21 protein-coding genes are annotated in these 23,356 nt (G+C 67.5%); 6 read left to right on the top strand and 15 right to left on the bottom strand.

The features are described 5' to 3' along the window. Positions 1–99 precede the first annotated feature (99 nt). Entirely contained in the window at positions 100–588 is a 489-nt protein-coding gene (locus L2K70_RS10290) for an NUDIX hydrolase (protein WP_236401746.1), read from the bottom strand. A 269-nt stretch (positions 589–857) separates the two neighbouring features. On the opposite strand from L2K70_RS10290, the gene L2K70_RS10285 reads away from it, so the two are divergent. Next, the gene (locus L2K70_RS10285; protein ID WP_236401745.1) at positions 858–1,328 is read left to right on the top strand and encodes a hypothetical protein; all 471 of its coding nucleotides are present in this window, start codon (positions 858–860) and stop codon (positions 1,326–1,328) included. 297 nt (positions 1,329–1,625) lie between these two features. On the opposite strand, the gene L2K70_RS10280 is transcribed toward L2K70_RS10285, so the two are convergent. The 11 genes from L2K70_RS10280 to L2K70_RS10230 form a co-directional block, all read right to left on the bottom strand. Further along, positions 1,626–2,072 carry a hypothetical protein gene (locus L2K70_RS10280; RefSeq protein WP_236401744.1) on the bottom strand — a complete coding sequence of 149 codons (447 nt, stop codon included), beginning with the start codon at positions 2,070–2,072 and terminating at the stop codon, positions 1,626–1,628. 240 nt (positions 2,073–2,312) lie between these two features. Continuing rightward, complete coding sequence (locus L2K70_RS10275; RefSeq protein ID WP_236401743.1) at positions 2,313–3,653, bottom strand: B12-binding domain-containing radical SAM protein; 1,341 nt, start codon at positions 3,651–3,653, stop codon at positions 2,313–2,315. Next, positions 3,650–4,219, bottom strand: coding sequence for a hypothetical protein (locus tag L2K70_RS10270; protein ID WP_236401742.1), 570 nt, complete (start codon positions 4,217–4,219; stop codon positions 3,650–3,652). The genes L2K70_RS10275 and L2K70_RS10270 overlap by 4 nt, the downstream gene beginning before the upstream one ends. A gap of 136 nt (positions 4,220–4,355) precedes the next feature. Then, positions 4,356–6,434 carry a hypothetical protein gene (locus tag L2K70_RS10265; protein WP_236401741.1) on the bottom strand — a complete coding sequence of 693 codons (2,079 nt, stop codon included), beginning with the start codon at positions 6,432–6,434 and terminating at the stop codon, positions 4,356–4,358. Between the two features lie 1,291 nt (positions 6,435–7,725). Then, the gene (locus L2K70_RS10260) at positions 7,726–8,616 is read right to left on the bottom strand and encodes a hypothetical protein (protein ID WP_236401740.1); all 891 of its coding nucleotides are present in this window, start codon (positions 8,614–8,616) and stop codon (positions 7,726–7,728) included. Positions 8,617–8,724: 108 nt separating this feature from the next. Then, positions 8,725–12,270, bottom strand: coding sequence for a hypothetical protein (locus L2K70_RS10255; protein ID WP_236401739.1), 3,546 nt, complete (start codon positions 12,268–12,270; stop codon positions 8,725–8,727). A 141-nt stretch (positions 12,271–12,411) separates the two neighbouring features. After that, positions 12,412–13,809 (bottom strand): sensor histidine kinase, encoded by a 1,398-nt coding sequence (locus L2K70_RS10250; RefSeq protein ID WP_236401738.1) that lies wholly within the window; start codon positions 13,807–13,809, stop codon positions 12,412–12,414. Next, entirely contained in the window at positions 13,806–15,443 is a 1,638-nt protein-coding gene (locus L2K70_RS21140) for an NAD(P)/FAD-dependent oxidoreductase (protein ID WP_268930413.1), read from the bottom strand. Before L2K70_RS21140 ends, L2K70_RS10250 begins: the two co-directional genes overlap by 4 nt. Before the next feature lie 272 nt (positions 15,444–15,715). Further along, a complete protein-coding gene (locus L2K70_RS21135) occupies positions 15,716–15,844 on the bottom strand; it encodes a hypothetical protein (protein WP_268930412.1) in 129 nt (42 codons plus the stop codon). Positions 15,845–15,942: 98 nt separating this feature from the next. Further along, positions 15,943–17,151: an MFS transporter gene (locus L2K70_RS10235; RefSeq protein WP_236401737.1), complete on the bottom strand. Its 1,209-nt coding sequence runs from the start codon at positions 17,149–17,151 to the stop codon at positions 15,943–15,945. A gap of 2 nt (positions 17,152–17,153) precedes the next feature. Further along, a complete protein-coding gene (locus L2K70_RS10230) occupies positions 17,154–18,236 on the bottom strand; it encodes an RNA polymerase sigma factor (protein ID WP_236401736.1) in 1,083 nt (360 codons plus the stop codon). 161 nt (positions 18,237–18,397) lie between these two features. Here L2K70_RS10230 and L2K70_RS10225 point away from each other — a divergent pair, with 161 nt between their 5' ends. After that, positions 18,398–18,586: a hypothetical protein gene (locus tag L2K70_RS10225; RefSeq protein WP_236401735.1), complete on the top strand. Its 189-nt coding sequence runs from the start codon at positions 18,398–18,400 to the stop codon at positions 18,584–18,586. A gap of 33 nt (positions 18,587–18,619) precedes the next feature. Then, positions 18,620–19,018 carry a VOC family protein gene (locus L2K70_RS10220; RefSeq protein WP_236401734.1) on the top strand — a complete coding sequence of 133 codons (399 nt, stop codon included), beginning with the start codon at positions 18,620–18,622 and terminating at the stop codon, positions 19,016–19,018. An 84-nt stretch (positions 19,019–19,102) separates the two neighbouring features. Here the strand turns inward: L2K70_RS10220 and soxR are convergent, their stop codons facing one another. Beyond that, positions 19,103–19,579, bottom strand: a complete 477-nt coding sequence (gene soxR / locus L2K70_RS10215; RefSeq protein WP_236401733.1) for a redox-sensitive transcriptional activator SoxR — start codon at positions 19,577–19,579, stop codon at positions 19,103–19,105. Between the two features lie 49 nt (positions 19,580–19,628). On the opposite strand from soxR, the gene L2K70_RS10210 reads away from it, so the two are divergent. Both L2K70_RS10210 and L2K70_RS10205 read left to right on the top strand, forming a co-directional pair. Then, positions 19,629–20,315, top strand: a complete 687-nt coding sequence (locus L2K70_RS10210; protein WP_236401732.1) for an SDR family NAD(P)-dependent oxidoreductase — start codon at positions 19,629–19,631, stop codon at positions 20,313–20,315. Beyond that, the gene (locus L2K70_RS10205; protein WP_236401731.1) at positions 20,312–21,361 is read left to right on the top strand and encodes an S-adenosylmethionine:tRNA ribosyltransferase-isomerase; all 1,050 of its coding nucleotides are present in this window, start codon (positions 20,312–20,314) and stop codon (positions 21,359–21,361) included. Before L2K70_RS10210 ends, L2K70_RS10205 begins: the two co-directional genes overlap by 4 nt. A 1-nt stretch (position 21,362) precedes the next feature. On the opposite strand, the gene L2K70_RS10200 is transcribed toward L2K70_RS10205, so the two are convergent. Next, positions 21,363–21,761, bottom strand: coding sequence for a DUF1304 family protein (locus L2K70_RS10200; RefSeq protein ID WP_236401730.1), 399 nt, complete (start codon positions 21,759–21,761; stop codon positions 21,363–21,365). A gap of 1 nt (position 21,762) precedes the next feature. Next, entirely contained in the window at positions 21,763–22,845 is a 1,083-nt protein-coding gene (locus tag L2K70_RS10195; RefSeq protein WP_236401729.1) for a methyltransferase, read from the bottom strand. A 73-nt stretch (positions 22,846–22,918) separates the two neighbouring features. Between L2K70_RS10195 and L2K70_RS10190 the strand changes: the two genes are divergently transcribed. Further along, positions 22,919–23,338: a MarR family winged helix-turn-helix transcriptional regulator gene (locus tag L2K70_RS10190; RefSeq protein WP_236401728.1), complete on the top strand. Its 420-nt coding sequence runs from the start codon at positions 22,919–22,921 to the stop codon at positions 23,336–23,338. Positions 23,339–23,356: the final 18 nt, after the last annotated feature.

Raw genomic sequence — 23,356 nt, 5'->3', positions numbered from 1 at the left:
CGGGGCCGTCGACCCCGACTCGCGGCGAAATGGCGCACCTCCCGACCAAACGCGGATCACGTGCATGACAAGCAGATGCGGACGCGCCTCTCACTACTGTCACTCGTCTTCGACTGCCTGCCCCCGAGGATGACGTTGGGACGACAGGCTGCGTACCCAATCGACCGTTGCGCTCGGATAGAGCGGGAGCGGCTCGTTCTCGTCGTCGATCGGGCGCCACACGACTGGCACAACGCTGCCGTCGATCTCAATGAGTGACGCGTCCGTTATGGCAGGTGAGGGATCCAGTCGGCCCGCGTAAAGGAAAACGATCTCGTGGCCGAGCGTGCCGTCAATGCGGAAGATGCTCTCGACAACGGTCAGGAACGCCAGGTCCCGAATGTTTGCGCCGAGTTCTTCGTCTACCTCGCGCACGATCGCATCGCGATGGGTCTCACCCAGTTCGACACCACCGCCGATCAGGCGGTGGTACCCGGAGGCGTTCTCCGCAGTAGGCGGGTTGAGGCTGACGGCGTGGGCCGTGAAGTCATCGTTCGGTGCGATCAGCATGGCCTTGACCCGGATGTGCGAACGGTCGACTGGCGTCATGATCGCACTCTGCCAGAGCACTCACCGTGCCTGGACGTCTCACCTCTCCCGGCAGATCCGGATGTCCCTGACACGCGGCGGAATGTGTCATGGCCACGCATAGACTGCATCTGCGGACCGGCAGCTTGCCCACCGCGCAATAGCTTGCATCCATCGCTCCCCCAGAACGTCTCCGTGGCAGGCGACGGACCTACGTCCAGCGAGTCGTCGAGGTTGCGAACAGCCACCAAGCCGTGCGAACGCCCTGGCCTTGCTCGTAGCATCAGATCGTGGACCAATACGAGTACATGGCCCTAGTCCATGAGCGTCAGGACCGGAATCGGACGATCCTCGGGCTCGGAGCATTCCTCTCTCTGGCGTTTGGGTTGATGCTTCTCGGATTCGCATCTCAGAAGACTGAGATTAAAAAGACCGGCATCATCGGCTTCAGGAAGGAAACAATAGTTCCGATCCCAGCCGAGACGCGGCTGGCCCTTCTATTCGGCGGCATCGTCCTGATGCTGGTCGCATTCGCCCTTGCCCTGATCGCTTATCGGGCGTCGCGGTGGCATGGAGCGCTCATGGGCGGCCAAGTGACAACTGGGTCGCGGGCAACGGGCAGTTCTACCTCCACCGACTCCATCTCGAGCGCCGCCGTCGCATCCGGAAGCTCGAAAGAGTTCTGGATCCAGACAACCATCGCGGTTCTAGGTCTGATCATCACGGCGGCCTCGGCGGCCGTCGCGTGGTGGGCGGGCTAGGGCTTGCGTAGGCAGAGCCGCCTGCCGGACTGTGGCCAAGCGCGTGCTTCGACCCCCTTTCCGCGGCGAGTGGCATGATCGGCGGGGCCGGCCTCGATTAGGCTGCTTTTCTCACTCCGTGTGACCCGCGCTTACGGGCGGCCCCTGTTCCCAACAGGTGGCGGAATGACTTTGTGCGTCCGAGCCGTTAGGATCGCAGCCCCTGCGGACCGACGCCCGGCCGCCTCCTCGACGCAGGGAAGGTTCGGCCCGTGCTTCCAAGAAACCGCCCGCGCCTTTCAACCATCGGGATGCGCCTTACAGCGTTGCGAGGCGTTTCGCCTCGTATGTCTGAATCAACGCGATTAGGGGCGTGAGTTGGAGAATCTGCTCGCCGTCCGACGGCCTCGTTTGCAGCTGCTTCGCTACATCCTCGAACTCCTCGACGCATTGGAGCAATGCCCTGTCGGTGACGAGCACACGGACAAGTGCCGCAGATTCCGCCAGCTTGTCGACCTCCGCGGCAAGTCGATCCTGTGCGCCAACCGCCTTGCGATCCCGGTCGACGAGCGCTCGCTGAACACGTCGACCACCAACAACTAGATCGGCGAAAGCCTTCGTGCACTGATCCTCGCGAATTGCCATGCGCTCCCGCCGGAATCGCTTCTTGTCGCTGTTGATGGCGAGGGCTTGCTGCAGCGCTACGCCGGCGAGGGCGAATCCGCCACCAGCGATAGCTCCAACTACTGCGTCGTTTACTGGCATGCGTGTCATCCTTCTGCATCTCGATGCAGGCGATCGGGACTCTGGGTCGTCTAAGTCGACCTCAAGGGCGACTCGCGGCGAGATGACGCGTGGCCGCCGGCTATGGGAGGCGTCAACAACGGAGCGTGCGCGCCGCGCTCGCTCCCTGGAGGAGGAACGTCTCTCGCCCTACGGCCTACCTCGTTGCCCTGTGCTTAAGTGACGAAAGAGAAGGTGGGATCAACGACGATCCAGCGACCGTCACGTGGCCGGGGGCGGCGGCGGGAACATCGGTGTCGCCGCGTAGGCGGCGAGCCTCGACTGTTCCAGATCCAGCATGTGGCCCCAGACCTCCTCGAGTTCGGCATCGGGGACGCCGGAGTAGTTGGCGTTGAACTCCGAGTAGTCGGCGTAGGAGTCCTCGAGCAACTGGTCCTTGGTCAAGGCCATGTCACGCCTCGCAGCCCAGTAGGCGGACTCTCCCAGCGGCGTGCCGGGAAGTGGAAAGAACTTGTAGGCGTCGAAGGCGAGCCGGTCGACGCGACCGATGAGGTCGACGGTCGCCTTCATCTCCTCCAGCGTTTCCCCAGGCCAGCCGATACCGATGGATGCGCGGATCAAGAAACCCATGTCAAGGGCGCGGTTCACCAGCGTCTCGACCGGTTCGCGAACGCTGCCCTTGCCCAAGCTCTTCCGGACGGCGGGTGAGGCGGCTTCGATGCCGAGGTACAGGCATCTGAAACCCGACGTGTGCATGCGCTCCAACGTGGCAGGGTCCGCGAGGTCGGGAAGCTGCACGTCGCAGCCGTAGACGAATGGATTTCCGTGGGACCGGTTCACTTCGATGAAGTCGTTGAGCCTGTGCTGCCCGCGGTCGATAAAGCAGTCGTCAACGAAGTAGTAGCCCGTGGTGTTAAAGGTTTCCCGCAGGTCGATGAGCCGGTCGAACAGTCGTTCCGCTCCGACATACCTGAACCGCTTTCCCGGTACATGCGTGTTGAGGTAGCAGAACGTGCACCGTCGCGTGCAACCGCGAGCAGAAGCGACGTGCATGCCGCGAGCGTTCATGTTCGGCCAGTACTCCGCCGGACGGACGTAGTCACCCAGCTCGGGCCACCACATTCCCCAGCCCACCTCGTTGAGATCGACCTCGCTGTGCGCCGAGTGGTTGGCTCCTTCGGGGTCCGTGAGCAAGGTGAGGAGCGCTGACTCTCCGTCCCCGAGGAGCAGGTTGTCGACTGAATCCCACAGCGGATGGAGCGGGTCGGGGTATGTGCTGACCAACGGCCCCCCGGCGACGATCCGAACGTCGTCGCCGCGCTCGCGTCGGACGCACTCGACTGCCTCCCGAAACCGTCTTGCGGCAAGACCGAGTTTGCACGTGAAGCCGACAACGGCTGGCGCGTGCTCGCGCAGCAACGCCGTCATGGATGCGTAGATGTCCTGCCCGTTGAGGTCAGCGACGACCGTGTTGATGTCGTGCGCACGCAGGTGCGACGCCACCGACAGCGCACCCCAAGGCGGAAAGGCCAGAGGATTGAAGTCGTTGTAAATCCCGGGGTGGACGAGAAGGACGGTCCCAACCTCAGCTGCTGTGTTCACGTCATCGCCTTCCACGTCTTGTCCGCCAAGGGCTCAATCCAGGTCCCTTCGTGCGTGAGCGCCATTTGCAGCTCGATCCCGGCAACGGCGAGGAAGCTGTCGGCGTCGAGCGGAGCCGACTTGGTGGCCTCGACACCTATCAGCGCGATCCGATCGGAGATGGCCCCACGAAGATGGGTGTCCGACGTGATGCGCAGAGCGGCCAGCCTCCCGACCGGGTTGCTCGTCCACGGATCTACAGGCTGCATGTCAGTGGTGTCGAACAGAACCAGCCGCGTGCCGTCAAGCACGGCAATGGCCTCGTGGTAGACCGACTCGCCAGTGAGCAACCAGTTCGGATCGCCGTTCCCGCTCGCCCATATCTCACGCCAAGCCGTCGTTTCCTGAGGTGTCGCGCGCAGAATCAGCTGGGCTCGGGCATGTGGAATCTGATGGGCGTAAAGCAGTCGACTCGCGAGGGCCGCGAAGACCCCGCAGTCGACCGTGTCAGCGGCGAGGAGGTCGCACAGGTGAGCGGGCCAGTGCGTGATGCCCCAATCGAAGTGATCGCGCAGCCACGTCGGCATCTCGCGCAGGGGACCTACGGGATATGCGGGCAGTCGATTCTCATGCATTGCCGTCAGCCATCTTGCGGTCGCGATGCACGCCAAGCAGTCCTCGTGCGTACGCAAGGCGGAGGGAGAGGCGAATCGCTTCGCGAGATCAGCTGCCGAAGGCATAAGCCATGCTCGATTCGTAGGCTCCCGCGTCCAGGAACGCTAGGAGAGTTCCGGGTTCGGCGGTGTCCGGTATGGCGACGCCTCGCCGCAAGATGTCGTGCTCCATGCAGATGCGTCCGTAGATGAGGTCGTCTCCGTCCGGCAGCACGTTCCACGTCTGGTACTGGTCGTCGAACGCGACGACAGTGCGAGCCACCCGAGTCAGGTCTGCCAAATCCGCCACCGACGCATCCACCACTGCGGCAAGGTCGTCGTCGGGAGAGTCCCTAAGCTCGAGAACCCGCGTTAGCAGCAGCTGCGCCGGCTGCACCAACGCCTTCCCGGGTTCGAAGAGCACCTCCTCAAGATCAGGCAGCTTGCTGCGCGCGTAGCCGGCGGCTTCGGTCCACGTCTCCCTCAATGCAGGTGTGTCGAATCGCGTCATGGCGGCCGGCCACCCGCCGCCGAAGTCGAAGGCTTTGACCGGGATGCCTACTGTGTCCGCGAGCATCGCGGCCAAGTCGATGGCGAACCGGGCGTTCGCGAGCCACTCAGTGAAGCCGATGGCGCTGGCTGCGACGTGCATGTGCGCCCCAAAGCTCTCCAGATGGCTGGCGGCCAACAGCGATGCCGTACTTGCGAACTGACGCCGGTCATGCAGCCGGATGCCGAATCGCGACGTGACCTTCGGGGCGGCAACCCTGAGGCCCACCAGGTTCGGCTGAAGGTCACCATCTGCGCTGACCCTGAGGCACCGCTTCAGGTCAGACGTGGAGTCTGCGAACAGTGCGCGTAGTGCCAGTCGAGAATCGACAGGACGGGGCCACCACTTCCCGGGTCCGTTGAGGACGATGTCCGACGGGGTAAAGCCCGCCCCGAGAGCACGTTGCACCTCGGCCATTGAGATCGCCTCCGCCTTCAACCCCGAGGCGTGCATGGCACTCAAGATGTCGGGCGAAGGGTCGGTCTTGATCGAGTAGGCGCACGTCACGGGCAATCCCGAACTGGCGGCGATCTGCAGGCGCAAGTTGTTGAGTTGTGCAAGGCGTTGCTCGACAACCCGGGGAAGGGCAAGCCGCACCGGCGTCATGAGGTCTGCCATAGCCAGCGTTTGCAGTTCATCCACCGCAGGGTGATGGCTCGCGACCGTTGAGGACCGGGCGGGCGGGCGCTCGCCGCTGACTGCGCGAGACAGATCAGGCATTCCGGACGGGTGGCCCTTGAGGCCTGCGGCGAGTTGGGACGGCATTCCGAAGCCCTGCACCGGATAGGAGTGGACGGCTGGTAGTTCGAGCACAACGCGGACGAACTCGGGGTTTCCACTACTTGACTCGGTCGGCGCAGTCGACCCGCTGGCCGCGGCGACGAGACGCGCCGGCAGGTTGAAGCCTGCGAGCGTCGCGCCGTGCACCCAGGCTGGGAACCTAGGGTTCAGGTCGATGAGGAAGCGTTCATCGGTTCGTGCTTCACGCACCAGTTCCAGCTCGCCGCCTCCCGTCCACCTGGTCTCAGCCACGAATGTGCGAAGGCTCTTCTCGTCGGCTTCGGACAGTTCCGTGACCCGCCCCGACCACGTCTTTCCCTCGGGCGTCATGCTGGTCTTGCGCATCGCGCACGCGCCAAGCAGCCGTCCGTCATGAGCGGCGAAGCAGATGGACTCCTCGGCTCCCGCCACGTCTGCTTGCAGCAGTGGCGTGCCGCCCCACGTCTTGGTGATGCGGTCGAGCGCGTGGGCGAGGGCGCCGGGATGTGTTACGGGTACCGCTTCATAGCGCTCGCCCTTGGCCCAAGCCCGCCATCCGTGTGTCTCGCAGAAGTCGAAAGCATCGGCAAGAGACGCCACCGCCATTGTGACCGGATACTGCAGCTCCAGTAGTTCAGCTGCCTGCCCGGCGCTTCCTTTGGACACACGATTGAGCGCGTCTACTGGGGGCACCAGGATGGACGGGGATGCCAGGACGCTGAGAACAGAGGCTTCGAGGTCCAGCCCTGAGATCAGCAGCCCTTGGCGCTCGGTGACCAGATCAAGAAGAGATTGTCGGCCTGTGTTGAGGTCGACCTCGCGCCAGGGCGGCAGCACCACGCGTTCGTCGAATACATCGTGTGCAAGACCGGTCGAGCGGACTGAGTAGTCGACGGCAGTTATGTGTGCGTCGGGAAACGCCTCACGTAGGGAGCGCGCTGTTCCCAACCCCGGCGACGGGTTGATTCCCGAGTGGGCACCCGTCACCACCACAGCCCCCGTGAACAACAACCTGGCCTCCCCTCTTACTCAGGTGTTCGGCGGTCATTCTCGACACGACTCAGCGCCGAAGGTGGCCAAACGGCGAAAAGAACCAGCAGGTGGGACGGCTACTGCAAACCTGCGTCGTTCGTTGACTTGTTGCGAGGTAAGGCTGCGATCAGCGCATCCAAGCATCCGACGTCAGCAGTTCCGGCGTGGTGTGCAGGCCCTTGTCGCACTCGCAAGGCGCCCCCTGCGGCCTAATTGGTGGCCCCGGGCCTGAATCGTCGCCATTCCTGCTTCTCGTGATGAACGGCTGCGCCCTGTCCGACCTGCTCCTGATGCGCGGCGCCGGAGTGCCCTACGCACTGCTCTACTCGACTCCGGCCCGAAGCGGGTGAGCCTGGCCGTCAATCCAAGCGGCTGGGCCAAAGCCCCGCCTCGAGGACTTCCGTTGCGGTGTTCGGCAGGCGGGCGAAGGCGGCGGAATGGGGCACCGGGACCAACTCCCAATCGTCGGCCAAACCGTTTGCGCATCGAATCGAGGCGGGGAAGAGTTGCATCATGACGACGACTTCTGGCGGCGCACCTCGGCCGCCCGACGATCACTATCTCTGGCTCGGCCGGGTCTCATCGAATTTCGCTGTGCTCGACATTCAAATGGGGCAGGTCGGACGAGCAGCAGCTACTGGTGAAGCATGGACCGAAGACTGGACCCTGGTCGCGGGTAAGCCTGGCCAGGCCGTGAAGTTGTGCGAACGGGCCATCACTTTGCTGAACGGAGAACTGGCGAAGGCCGTTCAGACGCTCTTAGACGACTCCCTCGAGTTGCGCGAGGAACGACATCGTCTTGCGCATGGCGCATTCGTGATGGATCCCGAGACAACCCTCGACAGCCACCCTTGGCTGTTGCGCACTGCACGCAACGAGGAACTAGCGCTTCTAACTGATGAGTCTGGTGGGCGACTTGTGAGGAGCCTCGTTGGCCTCACGCGACGGGCAGCTGATCTTCGGGCCCCGGTTGCCTTGCATGCACGTTCGGCCGGCCGCTCCAGGGACGAACGACCTCGATAGGTCATCCCGCAAGACTGAACGCGGCGGACTGACGCGCATGCCCTCCAGCATGCAAGTGTTCTGTCTCCGTCGGGCGTTAGGGGTCTGACCGGTCGCTCCGCTCCAGCTTGAGCGCCAGGTCCGCTTTCCCGAGGAGTTGGCCGGCTTCGATGTCGGCGGTAGCGATCATTCGAATCACCTTTGGTCCCGTTCCGTCTTCGACGAGGCCACGAACCCACTCGAACATTTCGTTGAGAACCGCGGCGCGCCCTTCAGCGGCCGCACGGTCCCTGTCACGGTTTCCTCGCAGATACGTCAGTCCCGATCTTGCTTCACTTAGCTCTGTTAGCAGCGTCGCGAATCTCGGATCCGTGTTGTCCAGTCGTGCCCACAGCTGATAGGTGCTTCTAACTCGTCCGTGAGTCTTGGCGTTCGCAATCTCGTCGACCGTTGGCCCATAGCTGAGCAACTCGGCCTGGGCCAGGTGTTCAGCGGCATGGAACGCGTTCTCGTAGAAGGCGTGAAAGGCTGAACTCTCAAGCGCTCCTAGGGCTGCGTCTCTGAACTCCAGGGCAGCAGCGAGGTGTTCCAGGCGGCGCGGATGAGCAACGTTGAGGTTAATCTCGAGTTGCCAGTGCTCTCCGTCGAACTGAGCGAGGATGTACCGCTCAGACCGCACATCGGAAGGTTCAAGCAACTCGACGACTAGGTCATCGGGTTCAAGGACGTGACCTTCCGTGAACGATCGAGCCGCACGCGGTTGACTCCACAAGCCGTCCTCGTCGTTGATTCGAACGCGAACGTCGGCGTCATTGTCGAGAGGGAAGACCAACTCGAAGCGCACCAGTCGGTCGGTCTGCCGCCACGTGCCGTTGCCCATCCGTGCCAGCAGGACCAGGTTGACCCAACGAGCGTAGATGTCCGCGACCATGCGCTCGCGAACGTCGTCGGTCACCTCATCTGGGCGCTCGGTGTCCTCGTCGTCCATGCCTTGTATGGTCGCAGCGCCCACGCCGCCCCGCGCTCTGCGGCTCACGGCCCGCGTAAATGGATGCTCTGCCGGCAGGGCTGGCCGATGGATGCGTGGCGATAGATGTCAGCTTGACTCGTTCGAGACGTCGAGTTCCCGGGAGGCCCTTGACACCTGTTCGTCCATGTCGACGATGCCCTGTTCGCCCAGAAGGTCCATCAACTCCCGCGCCGAGCGTCCGATTGCTTCATCGCCAGAACGCAGCCCGAGCGCGATGACCGTTGGAGCCGAGGTGACAAGACCGTGGCGTGCCAGCGTCCGAGTTTCGTCGCTTCGGAGGAGTCGGGCCATGAGGGCCACTGCGTCCCCGGCGTGAGTGTGTGCGGCTTCCTCGATGTGCTCGCCGATGAAGCTGCGGCCGTCGAAGTCGATCTGGTCGGCTACCCGAGTGAGACGGGGGAGCCACCAAGTGACGGGAAACTTGTTGCTGTGGACCCACCAGTAGAACTGGGATAGTTGTCCGGCGTCTGCGTCGCCGCGATCGACGGCATCCTGTCGAGCGTCCCAAATCGCTTCGGCGCGCTCGACGAGTTCCCGCGAAGGCTCGGCAGTGTTCATCAGACGCCAACCCACCTGTCCAAGCACGGAGGCAGCGACCTCGGTGCTGACGCGCGCGAAAAATGACTCCGTGCGCACGGGCCACGGAGACGCGGAGCCCCACATAGCCAAGTTCATCAGGTGATCGCCGACGACCTCGTCGATGGACCGATCTGAACGCCAACCCATCTCGACAGATTCGCGTGTAGAAGTGCGACCGAGAATGGCGTCGATGCTGGGCCAGAGATCGTTCAGCAGTTGGGTGCTGGTCATGTTGGTCGTCAGGGCCGTGGTGACAAAAACATCACCCCAGGTGTCCGCCGTCATGGCGCTCGGCAGCCACGAGTTCGTCCACGGCCCGTCCATCCACATCATCAGGCTCAGGCCATCCCCAAACGCGGATGAGACAGCCAGGCTCGCATCACGCGGCACCAGTCGGCTATGTAGTGCCTTTTGGACCGCAGCGATGACTGGCTCAGAATCGAACTCGTCACCGTGCGCGAGTTTGGCCGCTCTGCCGATGCGGATTAGGGTGCGAACTGCAACGGGTCGGACGGTGTTGAGCGCCCTAGTGAGGTGGTCGCTACCGATCGCGTCCTCGTCGTTGGGGTCGGGGTCGTCGATCCAGGTCGCGACGGTCGATGCAGCATCCGAGAGCAACTCCACGGGAATCTGTGTTCGCTCTCCGTTCACGGCACTCTCGATGGAGTTGCACACCTGGCGCAACGAGTAGGTGTTTCGGTCCTCCTCTCGCGCGACGGTGCTTGCGAGTACTCTGGCGCCGCGTAGGTACGACGCCCAGTCGACGGCGGCCGCATTGGACTCGGCAGCTTTGCGTATTCCGTCTAGGAACCGAGACCGATACGGATCGTCCAGTTGCATGAAGGGCTGAGCCAGCGCGCTGAACTCGGCGGGCCTGGCCTCGGCGACTTCCTGCAGCGATTCCGCCAGACCTTCCTTTGTCCCGGTCTGAGTCCTGTCGGGTTCCCAATTGCGAACGGTGGCGAGGACGTCCGCGGCAGGCATTTCGGCAAGCTCGACCCCGATCGGTGGAGCCTCTTCGCCATAGGACATCGAGTGCCAGCTCCGAAAGCCTGCGTGCTCGTACTCGCCGAGGTCTTCAACGAGTGCAGTGTGAGTCTCGAGGAGACGTTCGCGTAGCGCCCCGGCGCCGATGGCTGAGAGCAGTTCGTGGCGGCGCATGGTGACGTACTGAGCAAACGCGTCGTCCTCGGACTGCCCTTCCGCCCGGTGCTCGACGATCCGCTGACGCCGTTCCGCGCTGACCTGGGGGCCTTCGTCCACCAGCGCTTCCCACCGTCCATAGTCGGCGTCGTTGAGCCGCGGCAGAGTGGCTGCCGCGAGTTGGGTGTACTCGCGAAAGAACCAGGGATGATGAAGTAGGTCTCTATCGAGCACACGCTCTGTCGCTACCTTGAGCGCGTCGTCCTGTCGACCGCCCTGCGCAGACAGTGCATACACGGCAATTCGCATCGCGATCGGCATCCTGTCGCGTTCGAGAGTCCCCATCACCCGCTCAAGATCGACTCCGGACTCCATCTGATTTATCGCCAGATCTCTCAGGGCATCCACCAGCGCGTCTGCAATGTCATGGTGGCGATAGTTCTGTTCGTGGTCGCTGATCGACGGTCGCCAGATGCTGCTCGCATCCCAGTCCCTGTCCGGGTCCCAAGACTCGCTCAGCTCTTGTTCCAAACGCAGCCATGCGTACACAGTCCCGAGCAGGCGCGGGTCTGCACTGAGGGCAGACGTCACGCGCTTTAGGGCCTGCGCATACCAATACGAATCAATCCCGGCGCGCACGTCTCGGCGGCCGCGGCCGCCTGCGTTTGGCAGAGTACGCGGACACAGCACGGTATGGGCGAGGCGCATGGCAGGTCGTATCTCTCCAGCTCCCGCGAGCTGTTCGAGGAAAGTCACGACGTCGAGGGCGAGATTCGGGTCGAGCTCGCCGTTCAGATGCGACTGAATGGCCGATGCCATCCCTCGGGCGTCTGCGACCGGCATCCGAAGAGCTGCGTCGAGGAGGCGGACCTTGGCGGCCCATGCCGACTGAGCGTCGATGACCCGGAGAAGGATCTGCCGTACCTCAGCCGATCGGTGCTCGGCCATGCGCACCAGATAGTCCCCGGCGGGCCATGGTTGCCAGCGTTGCTCGGCGTCTGGGTCGAGCGCCGTCGGTGCCTCGAGCGCGGCAAGACGATCCAGCGGCCCGATCCACTCCGGGTTCCCGAGCTCGTCATAGAAGATCCTGCGGTGCTGAAGCCCCCCGATCCGCGCGAGGGCTGTGGACACGTCGGTTTCCGTCGGTTGCGTCCACACGCCGTCTTCTGTGCGTACGTTCGCGGCGTCAACCACATCCTGAAGCCTGTCCTTGACAGCGAAGAAGCCAAGGATCCGACTGGTGATGGCGTTCTCGATGATGCTCAGGGCGTCCCGATAGGCGGCCCGGTCCACGGGCGACTCGGAGTCCGACTTGGACGGGTGGCGGAGTCGTTCGAACGAATCAACTGCGCCGATCACGACCCTGACGCTGCTGTCCTCGATCGTCTCGGTCGTCCCCAAGACCAGCGCCGCTCGACGCGCCTGGGAGTTCTTGGTGATCTGGCTTTGCGCCCGAGCCCATGCGTCGATGGCATTCGCCACCTTGGACGGCATCAGACCGGGCGCGGCGGCCCCGGTAGCGATGTCTGCCTTGTACTCGTTCCACTCCGCCACGAGATGGTCACGGAGATCGGAATCGCGGACTCTCTCGGGAAGGTTCACGTCTCCGAGGACCGCCGGGAGCAGGTTGACCAGCTCGCGCACCGCATGACCAGCAACGACCAGCCTGCCGGTGTCGAGCTCAGGTGCCCCCAGAGCGTCAACGGCTTCTCGATACAACTGACCACAGAGCACACTTTGTGCTGTGAGCGCACTGCGGAGTTCCTCGCGCTGGGCGGTCCAGATTCCGCGGCGGCTGCCGGGGCCCGACGTGGGTGCTTCCGAACTGAGCGGAAGAGCATCCGGAGAGCCGGATTCTTCGGCTGGGGTGCCACCACTCTGCTCGGTCAAGGACGCCTATCCGGTGAGCTCGCTCTTTGCACGTACGTCTCGTTGGTGAAGAGACTAGGCGCGAATCCCGACGCTTGTCGGGAGTAGGCGGAAAGGGGCGCTTCCCGATCCATTCGACCGCGTCATAGTGGGCGGAGTGGGCTACTGCTGAGCCGAGCGCTCGCGCTGAAGTGAAACCCGCACGGTTGTCGTACCGGGCGCCGAGTCCACCCTGATCTCGCCCCCGTGCCGCTCGACGGTGATCCGGCGGGAGATGTCGAGGCCGAGGCCCGTCCCCTTCCCGACCTCCTTGGTCGTGAAGAAGGGCTCGAACATGTGGGCGGCGACATCGTCGGTGATGCCGGGGCCGGTGTCGCGGATCTCGACGACGACGTGGTGCCCGTCGGCGTACGTGCGAACGGTCAACGTGCCGCCACCGGCCATGGCGTCGACGGCGTTGTCGATGAGGTTCGTCCAGACCTGGTTGAGCTCGGCCGGGTTGGCGGTGATGGTGGGGACGGAGTCGTCGTACTCACGCACGACGGTGATGCCGCCTTCCCGCAGCTTGTGGCCGAGCATGATCAGGGTGCTCTCGAGGCCGTCGACGACGCGCACCTCTTGGAGGGCGGCGCGGTCCATCTGGGAGTAGGACTTCACGGCCGAGACGAGGTCGGAGATGCGGCGGGTCGAGTCCTGCGCCTCGTTGATCAGGGCGGTGGTCGTCAGCGACGCCGCGACCCACTCGAGTCCGGGCTGCAGGGCATGAGCCGGCAGGGTCGATGCAGCCCGCGAGAGCCACGATGGAGTGACGCCCGCCGCGGCCAGGGCAGGAGCGATCGTCCACGACTGGTCGATGTCGTGGTCCTCGAGCAAATCCGTGAGGGACTCCTCGAGGTCGGCCAGTGCGACGCCGGTCGGCGCGGCCGAGGGATCGATCGCACGGCGCAGCTCGTCGAGTGCGGCGAACTCGGCGGCGTGGATCTCCGCGCTCGCCAACCGCTGGAGGGAGGCGAAGACCTCGTCGCTGGACTGCTGGAGTGCGCCGACGGACCGTACGGCGGCCGCGGCCGGGTTGTTGATCTCGTGGGCCAGCCCGGCGGCGAGCGTGCCGAGCGCGACGAGGGCCTCGCGCTCGCGGACTCCGCTCTCGATCCGCCGGGCCGTGGCGATGAGCCCGCGAAGCAGGTGCACCGCGAAAGGGAACCAGAGCTGACCGAGCCGCTCGAGCTCGGTGGACGGCAGGCGGAAGAGCCGCGTCTCCTCCATGACCTTGGCCGTGCCCATGTAGACGCCGTTGTCGTCCCACGCCTGGAGGCCGCCCGCCCACTGGCCGACGTTGGCCATGGTCGCCATGACGACCTCCTCGTTGCCGACCGGCCGGACGAGGTCGATGCGCCCCGAGAGGAGCGCCCACCAGTCGTCGGCCGGCTTCCCTGCCTCGAACACGCGGCTGCCGGCCGCGAACGTCACCGTCTCGCCCGCCGCGGCCATCTCGGCCAGCTGCTCGTCGTTGAACCCGGCCAGGACCGGGACAGCGCGCAGCTCGGAGACGAGGCTCATGTCGCCGCCAGGTAGCGGTGGACCAGGTACACCGACATCGCGCCCTCGCCGACGGCGGACGCGACGCGCTTCATCGAGTCGCGGCGCACGTCGCCCGCGGCGAAGACGCCCGGCACGCTGGTCTCCAGCGCGAACGGGCTGCGCTCCAGCGGCCACGTGATGTCGGACGGCAGGTCGGGCCCCGTCAGCACGAAGCCCTTCTCGTCGCGGGCCACCGACGAGCCCAGCCACGACGTCCGCGGGGCCGCGCCGATGAAGATGTAGACCGAGCTGGTGTCGGCCTCCCCGGCATGACCGGCCGAGCACAGCGTGATGCCCTCGAGGTGCCCGTCGCCGCGGGTGCCGACGATCTCGGTCTGCAGCCGCACCTCGACGTTGGGCGTGGCGAGGATGCGGGTGACGAGGTACTGCGACATCGACGCCTCGAGCGACGTCCCGCGCACCACCAGCACGACCTTCTTGGCATAGCGGGCGAAGTTGAGCACGGCCTGCCCGGCCGAGTTGGCCGCGCCGACGACGTACACGTCCTCCCCGACCGTCTGCGTCGCCTCGCTGGCGCTGGCGCCGTAGTAGATGCCGCGTCCGACGAAGTCGTCGAGGCCGGGGGCGTCGAGACGGCGGTACGACACCCCGCTGGCCACCAGGACCGCGCGGGCCTCGATGTCGGCCGAACCCTCCAGCAGCACCGCGCGCACGGGGCCGCGCGTCTCGAAGCCGACGACGTCGCGCGCGAGCACCATCTCCGCGCCGAACCTCGACGCCTGCGCCACCGCGCGGTGCGTGAGGTCGGCGCCGGAAAGGCCCTTGGGGAAGCCGAGGTAGTTCTCGATCGACGCGCTCTGCCCGGCCTGGCCGCCCGGTGCGTCGCGCTCCACGACGACGACCTGCAGCCCCTCGGAGGCGGCGTAGACCGCGGCCGCGAGGCCCGCAGGCCCGGCGCCGACGACGCAGAGGTCGTAGAGCGGCTTGGTCGCCTGGGTGCTGAGGCCGAGCGCGGTGGCGAGCTCGGCGGAGGTGGGCGAGCGGAGCACCGACCCGTCGGGCAGCGCCACGACGGGGAGCTCGCCGTCGCCGGCGACCTCCAGCAGCCGTGTCGCCTCGTCGGAGGAGTCGACCTCGAGCCAGCGGTAGGGGACGTGGTTGTGGGTGAGGAACGTCTTGACCTCGTGGGTCCGGTCTGACCAGCGGTGACCGACGACGCGCACCTCGGAGTCGCGGTCGGGGTTGGCGTGCGCCCAGTCGCGCAGCAGGTCGTCGAGCGCGGGGTAGAGCCGGTCCTCCGGCGGGTCCCACGGTTTCATCAGGTAGTAGTCGAGCGCGATGTCGTTGATCGCCTGGATCGCGACGTCGGTGTCGGCGTACGCCGTCAGCAGCAGGAGCTTGGTCTCGGGCGACTGCTCGCGCACCTGCCGCAGCACCTCGATGCCCGACATGCCGGGCATCCGCTGGTCACTCACGACGGCGGCGACCGGGCGGTCCTTGAGCAGCTGGTCGGCGAGGATCTCGAGCGCCTCCGGCCCGGAGGTGGCGCGCAGGATGCGGTAGTCGGCGCCGTACTGCTGGCGCAGGTCGCGCACGACGGCTCCCACCACTGCCACGTCGTCGTCGACAGCAAGGATGGCGGGCTTCGCCATCGGCACCTCCCCGCTCGGGTGTCGTCCGCTGGGGACGCTACGCGCGGGGGAGGCGGTCGAACAGGGTGGTCGAGACCAGTGTCCGTCCGGTTTTCCGTCTGGACCCGGACGTGCGACCGCCCCGGCTCTGCGTGAGTGCCGGGGCGGTCGGGTCGTGCCGCGGTGCTAGTGCTGCGGGCGCCGCGGGACAGGGATCACGGACGCGGCCGCCTGGGCGACGGCAGCGCTGAGCATGCCGAAGACCTGGGCGAGCGACCGGACGTACATCGGGGTCACCGGGCGTGGCGGCCGTCGCCGCCCGCGAACATCGTGGCGAGGGCGACGACCATCGAGCTGAGCCGCTCGAAGGTCGTGGCGCCCGTCGTGTCGGTCCGGGAGTGCCGGCCGTAGGTCGTGGACATGTGAGCTCCTGCTTGCTTGCTGACAGCGGCCCATCGTCTTGAGCGCGGCGCACGGGGTGTGCGACGGCTCGGTACCCCCGACAGCGGTGCACATACGTTCACGCACTGTGGCCCGCATCTCTCACCAGTGCGAGTACGACGACGCCCGACAGCAGGACGAGGGCCGCCGCGAGGTCGAGCGCGGGGAGCAGTCCGACGAGCTCACCGACCAGGCCACCCACGACCGCTCCGAGCAGGCTCATCAGCCAGACCGTCGCCTGGAGCGAGCCGAAGACCCTTCCGCGGACGTGCTCGGGCGTACGTTCCTGGGCGAGGGTCTCGACGCCGACCGAGGACGCCACCGCGGTGATGCCGCCGACCGCGGACAGGGCGACCGCCACCCACAGCGACGGGACGTTGAACTTCGCGAGCAGGAGCCCGCCGGCGATCACCGAGCCCCAGCCCATCAGGGCGCGGCTGCTCAGCCGGGCGCCCACCGACCCGACGACCAGCGACCCGGCGACCCCGGCGAGCGACGACGTCACCGTGAGGATCGCGACGGCGTCGACGCCCTGGCCGAGGATGTCGCGGATCCAGGGGGCGAACAGCGGGTCGAGCATCGTGCCGCCGAAGGTCATCAGCCCGAGGACGACGAACAGGACCGCGATCGTCTGGTCCTCCCGGACGATGCGGAGCCCGGCGATCCACTCGGACCAGAAGCGGGCGAAGGCTCTCGTCGCGTCGCCTTCCTCGAGATGTGGCTGGTCCCGGTGCCGCATCGCGGCCACGAGTGCGGCCGCGACGAGGAAGGACACGGCGTCGACGACGACCACCAGTGACAGGCCAAAGGTGGCGAGCAAGACGGCCCCGAGCGGCACGCCGCCCAACCGGCCGAGCCGGTTGTTCAGCACGTTCAGCGCGTTGGCCGCCACCAGCTGCTCCTCCCGCACGAGCGTCGGGAGCAGGGCGGCCTCCGCCGGTTGGGAGAACGACGCGAACGCCGACTGCGCGGCAGCGACGGCGTACACGATCCAGAGGCTGCCGTCGCCGACCAGCAGGAGCGCGGTGACCGCCAGCCCCTGCAGGACGTTGGTGACAACGAGGACGCGGCGGCGGTCCCACCGGTCGACGAAGACACCGGCGAACGAGCTCAGCACGATCGACGGCGCGAGCTGTGCGGCGACCATGCCGGCCGTCGCGAGGACGGAGCCGGTGCGGTCGTAGACGACGTAGGGCAGCGCGGTCATCAGCACCCAGTCGCCCGCCACCGACACCAGGCCGGCGAGCCACAGGAGGCCGAAGTCGCGCCGTCGGAGGACGGCGATCACGGCTACGTCGGGGTGTCGACGTGGAGGATGCGGAGGTCGTGCTCGCGTACGACGACCGCGACGCGGGGCGTGCCGTCACTGTCGCCGAGGGCGACGACCTTGGCGGGCTGCCCGTCCCGTACGACGTCGCGCACCGGCAGGCTCCTCAGCCTGGGCTCCCGGCGGCGGGCCTCGCGGACCTCGCTGAGCGAGAGCACCAGACCGGAGACCGAGCTGCTGACCGCCTCGCCGCACCCGTCGCAGTGGGCGAGCCAGCCGGTGGCCTTCTCCCACGGGCCGGCCTCCTTGTCGTACCGCTGCTTGCTGACACCCGCTCCGCAGCGAACGCAGTGGCGCTCGTCCGACGTCCAGTAGGTGCGAGTCCAGTCGGTCAGGCGGGACTGGATGGCCGTCGGGCGCTGCAGGTGCCCGACGAGGTCGGCGTAGGTCGGCGCGCGTAGGTCGAGGCGCGAGGAGAGCTCACCGCCGTCGCACCACCGGCAGCGGAACGCGACCTCGCTCTCGTCGTGGCGCATCTCGATGGCGGGGCGTCCACAGTCGGCGCAGCTGAGCCGCGTGTGCCGCCAGCCCGACTCCTCGGACCATCCCTCGCCCTCGAGGAGGTGCTGCAGCTGTCGGCGTCCGCGAGTGATGCGCATCGAGACCGCATCCGCGCTCGTGCCCAGGCGGCCGGCGATCTCGGCGTGGCTGAGCTCCTCGACGTAGTGGCCGACGAGAGCGGTACGGGTCGCTTCGGGGAGCCTGCCCAGCGCACGGTCGAGCAGGTCGACGACCTCCTCGCGCTCGAGCGGGTCGTCATCGTCGTGCCGGCGGTCGGGCACGTTCTCGGTCGCCGTCGTCCGGTCGGCGCCGGCGCTCCGCAGGTGGCGTCGGCAGACGTTGCGGGCGATCGCACGCAGCCACGCGTCGGCGCCCGACGCGTCGACGAGCTTGTGCCGCTGCCGCCAGGCCTCGAGGAGGGCCTCCTGCGCCACGTCCTCTGCCGCAGCCGGACCGACGACAGCCACGCACAGCCGTACGACCCGGGCACGCTGCGCGGACGACCACAGGTCGTCGTGGTCGGGCAGCGGGTGCGGTGCGGTCAACGGAGCTCCTCGGGGTGCGTCGGTGACCACTGATCGCTCGCACGGGGCGTCGGCCAACGCACTTTCGGATGATTGTCCAGCACAAGGCTGTATCGCGGTCTGGTCCAGTCCAGATCACCTGTCACGGCTTCAGTAAAGTTCCGGGCCGGAGAGGGCGGTTCATGGACTGGATGGTCGTGTTGTGGCTCCTCATCGCGGCCGTGATCGTCTTCATCCTGTGGGCGCTCCGCCGCGCGGAGGGGTACCGAGGCATGCCCACGCTGCCCTCGGTCCACATCCCCCGCCAGCGCTCGGAGTCCGGGTACAAGGGGAAGCCGGTCGCGGGGAAGCGTCGCGCAGACCGCCCTTGACCTCAGGTGCACTGGAGCCGCGACGATCGGGGCATGACTGACGTCCAGGAGCTCCGGATCACGCTGACCGTCGACGACTTCGAAGCCGCCGTACGCCTCTACCGCGACGCGCTCGGCCTGCCCGAGGTGGCGGACTGGAGCGGCGACCAGGGGCGGGTGCTGCTGCTCGACGCGGGTCGAGCGACGCTCGAGCTGTTCGACGAGGCGCAGGCCGCGATGGTCGACGACCTCGAGGTCGGGCGGCGGGTCTCGGGGAAGGTGCGGTTCGCGCTGCAGGTGCCGGACGCCGACGCCGTGGCGGCGTCGCTGGTGGATGCCGGGGCGACGGCGGTCGCGGACGCCGTACTGACGCCCTGGGGTGACCGGAACGCGCGGGTCGCTGCGCCGGACGGGATGCAGCTGACGTTGTTCACGCTGTCCGACGGTGGTTGAGGTGCGAGCGCAGCGAGCCTCGAAACCACGGTGATCGCGGGTTTCGAGGCTCGTCGCTAGCGCTCCTCGCACCTCAACCAGCGACTAGCTGGTGCGCTTCGTCGGGTGGGGCTTCCTCAGGCTGTCGGGGAGGAGCTGGGCGCCGGGGCCCTGGGAGGCGGCCCAGTCACCGGCGTTGGAGAAGGCGCAGGAGCGGAGGCTGAGGCAGCCGCAGCCGATGCAGCCGTCGAGGCCGCTCTTCAGACGCTGGAGGGCGGCGATCTGCTCGTCCAGGCGGGCGCCCCAGTGCTTGGAGATGCGGTGCCAGTCGGCCTTGGTGGGGGTGCGGTTGCCGGGCAGCCGGCCCAGCTCGTCGCGGATCTCCTCGATGGACAGTCCGACGTTGGACGCCGCCCGGATGAAGGCGAGCCGGCGCAGGACGCTGCGCTCGAACCGTCGCTGGCCGCCGCCGGAGCGGTGCGCCTCGATCAGGCCCTCCGCCTCGTAGTAGCGGATCGCCGACGCGGCGAAGCCGCTGCGGCGCGAGATCTCTCCCATCGGGAGCAGGTCTCGTGCATCCACCGGAATCACCCCTTGAACTCAAGTTCACTTCAACTTGAACGATAGCGGCATGGACACCAACTACATGACACGGGTGGCACTCGTCACCGGGGGATCGGCCGGGCTCGGCCTGGCCCTGACCAGGGCGCTCGCCGCCGACGGCTGGCACGTCATCACCGACGGCAGGAGCCCGGAGAAGTTCAAGGAGGCCGAGCTGCCGGACGGGGTGACGACGATCCTCGGCGACCTGACGGATGGCGACCATAGAGAAGACCTGCGGATCGAGGTGGAGCGCCACGGACGGCTCGACCTGCTGGTCCACAACGCCAGCACGCTCGGCCCGCTGCCGATGAAGCAGCTGTCCGGGGTCGACATTGCCGACCTCACGCAGATGTGGCGCACGAACATCGGCGGACCGCTGGTCCTCACCTCGTTGCTCCTGCCGTGGCTGCGGGTCGCGGACGGCGTACTGCTCTCGATCAGCTCGGACGCCGCGGTCAACCACTACGAGACCTGGGGGCTCTACGGCGCGAGCAAGGCGGCGCTCGACCACGTCACGCTGACGTACGGCGCCGAGACCGGCCTGACGGCGTACGCCGTCGACCCGGGCGACATGCGCACCGCGATGCACCAGGACGCCTTCCCTGGCGAGGACATCTCCGACCGGCCGCTTCCGGAGACGGTCGTGCCGAGCATCCTCACCCTCCTGGACCAGAGGCCGGACTCCGGCCGCTACCGGGCGGAGGACTTCGCATGACCGCGCTCACCGAGACCCCGCACACCCGCTTCGCCGCGTCGGCCTTCGCGCCGCAGCCGGCGGAGGAGCGCGGCCTGGCCCGCGACGAGGTGCGGCTGCTCGTCGGCACCCCGGACGGCATCTCGCACGAACGCTTCCGCGACCTTCCTGACCACCTGGGTGCGGGCGACGTACTGGTCGTGAACACCTCCGCCACCATCGCCGCCGAGGTCGACGCCGAGCTCGACGGACGGCCGGTGGTGCTGCACGTCGCCCACCGGCTGGAGGACGGCGACCGCGTGGTCGAGCTGCGGACCGCGCCCGACGCAGCCCGCGCGATCCTCGACGCAGATGCCGGCGACCAGCTGCGGGTGGGCGACGTCCGGCTCGCGCTCCGCGAGCCCTGGCCCGGCGCCGCCTCCTCGCCGACCGGCGTCGGCAACCGCCTCTGGCGGGCGTCGGTGCGAGGCGACCTCGACCGCCAGCTCGACTGGAACGGACGGCCGATCGCCTACGGCTACCTCGACCGGCGCTACCCGCTCGAGAGCTATCAGACCGTCTTCGGCCGTCACCCCGGCAGCGCCGAGATGGCCTCGGCGGGCCGGCCCTTCACCGACGCGCTCGTCGCCCGCCTCGTCACCGCGGGGGTCCTGTTCGCGCCCGTCACGCTGCACACCGGTGTCTCGTCGCAGGAGGCGGGCGAGGCGCCGGGGCCGGAGTGGTTCGAGGTCCCGCCGACCAGCGCACGCACCATCAACGGCGCCCGCGAGAACGGCGGTCGCGTGATCGCCGTGGGCACGACGGCCACCCGCGCCGTCGAGTCGGCGGTGCTCGGCAGGCACGTGGTCGCGAGCAGGGGGTGGACGGCGCGCGTGGTCACGCCGCAGCAGCCGCCCAAGGTCATCGACGGTCTGATCACCGGCTGGCACGACCCGATGGCGTCGCACCTGCTCCTCGTCGAGGCGGTCGCGGGCGAGCGCCTCACCCAGGCGGCGTACGACGCGGCAGTTGCGGGGGGCTACCTCTGGCACGAGTTCGGCGACTCGGCGCTGCTGATGAGGCGGTGACTCAGACCGCGATCACCAGCAGGGCGACCGCGGGCAGCACGGACGAGGCAACGGTGCCGCGGACGCTGCCGCCCCGCGGTCGCCAGTAGCCGAGGAGGTCGGCGACGCCCATCGCGAGCGAAGACATCAGCATGTAGAGCAGCGACACGACGACCACGGTGACGCCGGTCGACTCGTCGCCGGAGTGGAGGACCCAGAGGCCGGCCAGTCCGCCGATGCCGGCCAGGGCGTTGCGGACGCCGATGCAGAACGACCAGAGGTGCACGTGCTCGATGCCGTGCGGCTCGATGGCGAGGAACCGCTGCACCCACGGCCGGTCGACCAGGAACGCCTCGAACGGGAAGACCGCGATCAGGATGACGGCCGCGACGGCGGTGCAGACCTGCGCGAGCGCATCCACGTCAGGCCCCTGGCCGGGCCTCGACGAGCGAGATCGTCGAGATGGTCGGCACCACGCGCGTCATCTGGAAGCCGGCCCGCTCGAGGAGCGAGGCAAGCTCCGCCTCGGTCCGCTCGCGACCGCCGACGAAGAGCAGCATGTCGAGGTCGAGCAGCTTGGCGAACTGCGGCTCTCCGCCGTCCGGCACCACGCTCTCCATCAGCAGCAGGGCGGCTGTCGAGGGCATGTGGCGCCGGAGGTTCGTCAGGAGGGCAACCGCCTGGTCGTCGTCGAAGTCGTGCACGACGCGGCGCAGGACGTAGAGGTCGCCGTCGTCGGGGGCGGTCTCGAAGAACGACGCACCCACGAGCCGGCAGCGGTGGAGCAGGCCAGCAGCACCGAGCTGCTTCTCGGCCTCCCCGACCATGCTCGGCTGCTCGAGCAGCACGCCCTTCGCGGCCGGTGCCGCGCCGAGCATCAGCGACAGCAGCTGTCCGTGCCCGCCGCCGACGTCGACGATGGTGCCGAACGGGGTGAAGTCGTAGACCGCGTCGACCGTCGGCCAGTCGAGAGCCGTCAGTCGGCCCATGGCGTCGTTGAAGTCCTGCGCGTAGCCGGTGTCGCGCTCGAGCAGCTCCCACATCGAGACGCCGTGCACGGCCGCCGCGCGTGGACCTCCGGTGCGGACCGCCTCGGGCAGCTGGCCCCACACCGACTGGTAGCGCGGGTCGCCGATCATCAGCACGACGGACCGCATCGATCCCGGCGCGTCCGAGACGAGAGTGCGACCGACGCCGGTGAGGGCGAACCGGTCCCCGTCGTGACGGACGATCCCGTGGGTGGCCGCGGCCCTCAGGAGGCGGTACGTCGCGTCGGGGTCCGTCCCGACCTCGCTCGCGACGTCCGGCGCCGAGCGGGGGCCGACGGCGAGGGCGTCGGCGATCCGCAGCCGCGCCACGGCGTACGCGGCCTGGGTGGCCATGAAGGCCGCGGCGAGCTCCAGCGTGCCGACCTCCGGCGGCACCATCCGCCGGGTCAGACCCTGGAGCGCTGTCCGCACCCCGGTGGCGGCGCGCGCGACGCGCAGGGGTGGGAGTCGGGTCATGGGGCGCCCCCTCTATGATCGTCAGGGATGCTGACCATATTGGTCAGGGATGCTGACTATGTCAAGGGGTGCGATGGACCTCGCCACGCTCATGTTCGTCTCCTACCGGTCCATGGACGAGCGCGTGCAGCGCGCCATGCGGGAGGCGGGGTACGACGTCACGGTGGCGCAGTCGCGACTCGCGCAACGCATCGCCGACGAGGGGTCGCGGATCACCGAGCTGGCGGACCGGGCCCAGGTGACGAAGCAGACCGCGAGCCTGCTGGTCGCGGCCCTCGAGCGTGAGGGGCTGGTCGAGCGGGTCGCCGACCCGAGCGACGGCCGCGCGCAGCTGATCCGGATGTCCGAGCGGGGCAGGGAGGCCGCGAGGCACGCGATGGGCATCGTGATGTCCGTCGAGCGGGAGTGGACCGAGCACCTCGGTCCCGAGCTGGCGGCCCAGCTGCGCGAGGGCCTGGTCAGGCTCCGCGAGATCACCGACCCCTACGCCTAGAACCCGCCCAGAACCCGC

Source organism: Nocardioides potassii (assembly GCF_021648885.1).
Classification (GTDB): domain Bacteria; phylum Actinomycetota; class Actinomycetes; order Propionibacteriales; family Nocardioidaceae; genus Nocardioides; species Nocardioides potassii.
The sequence above is the reverse complement of the archived record's forward strand: the minus strand, read 5'-3'. Positions and strand labels throughout refer to the sequence as shown.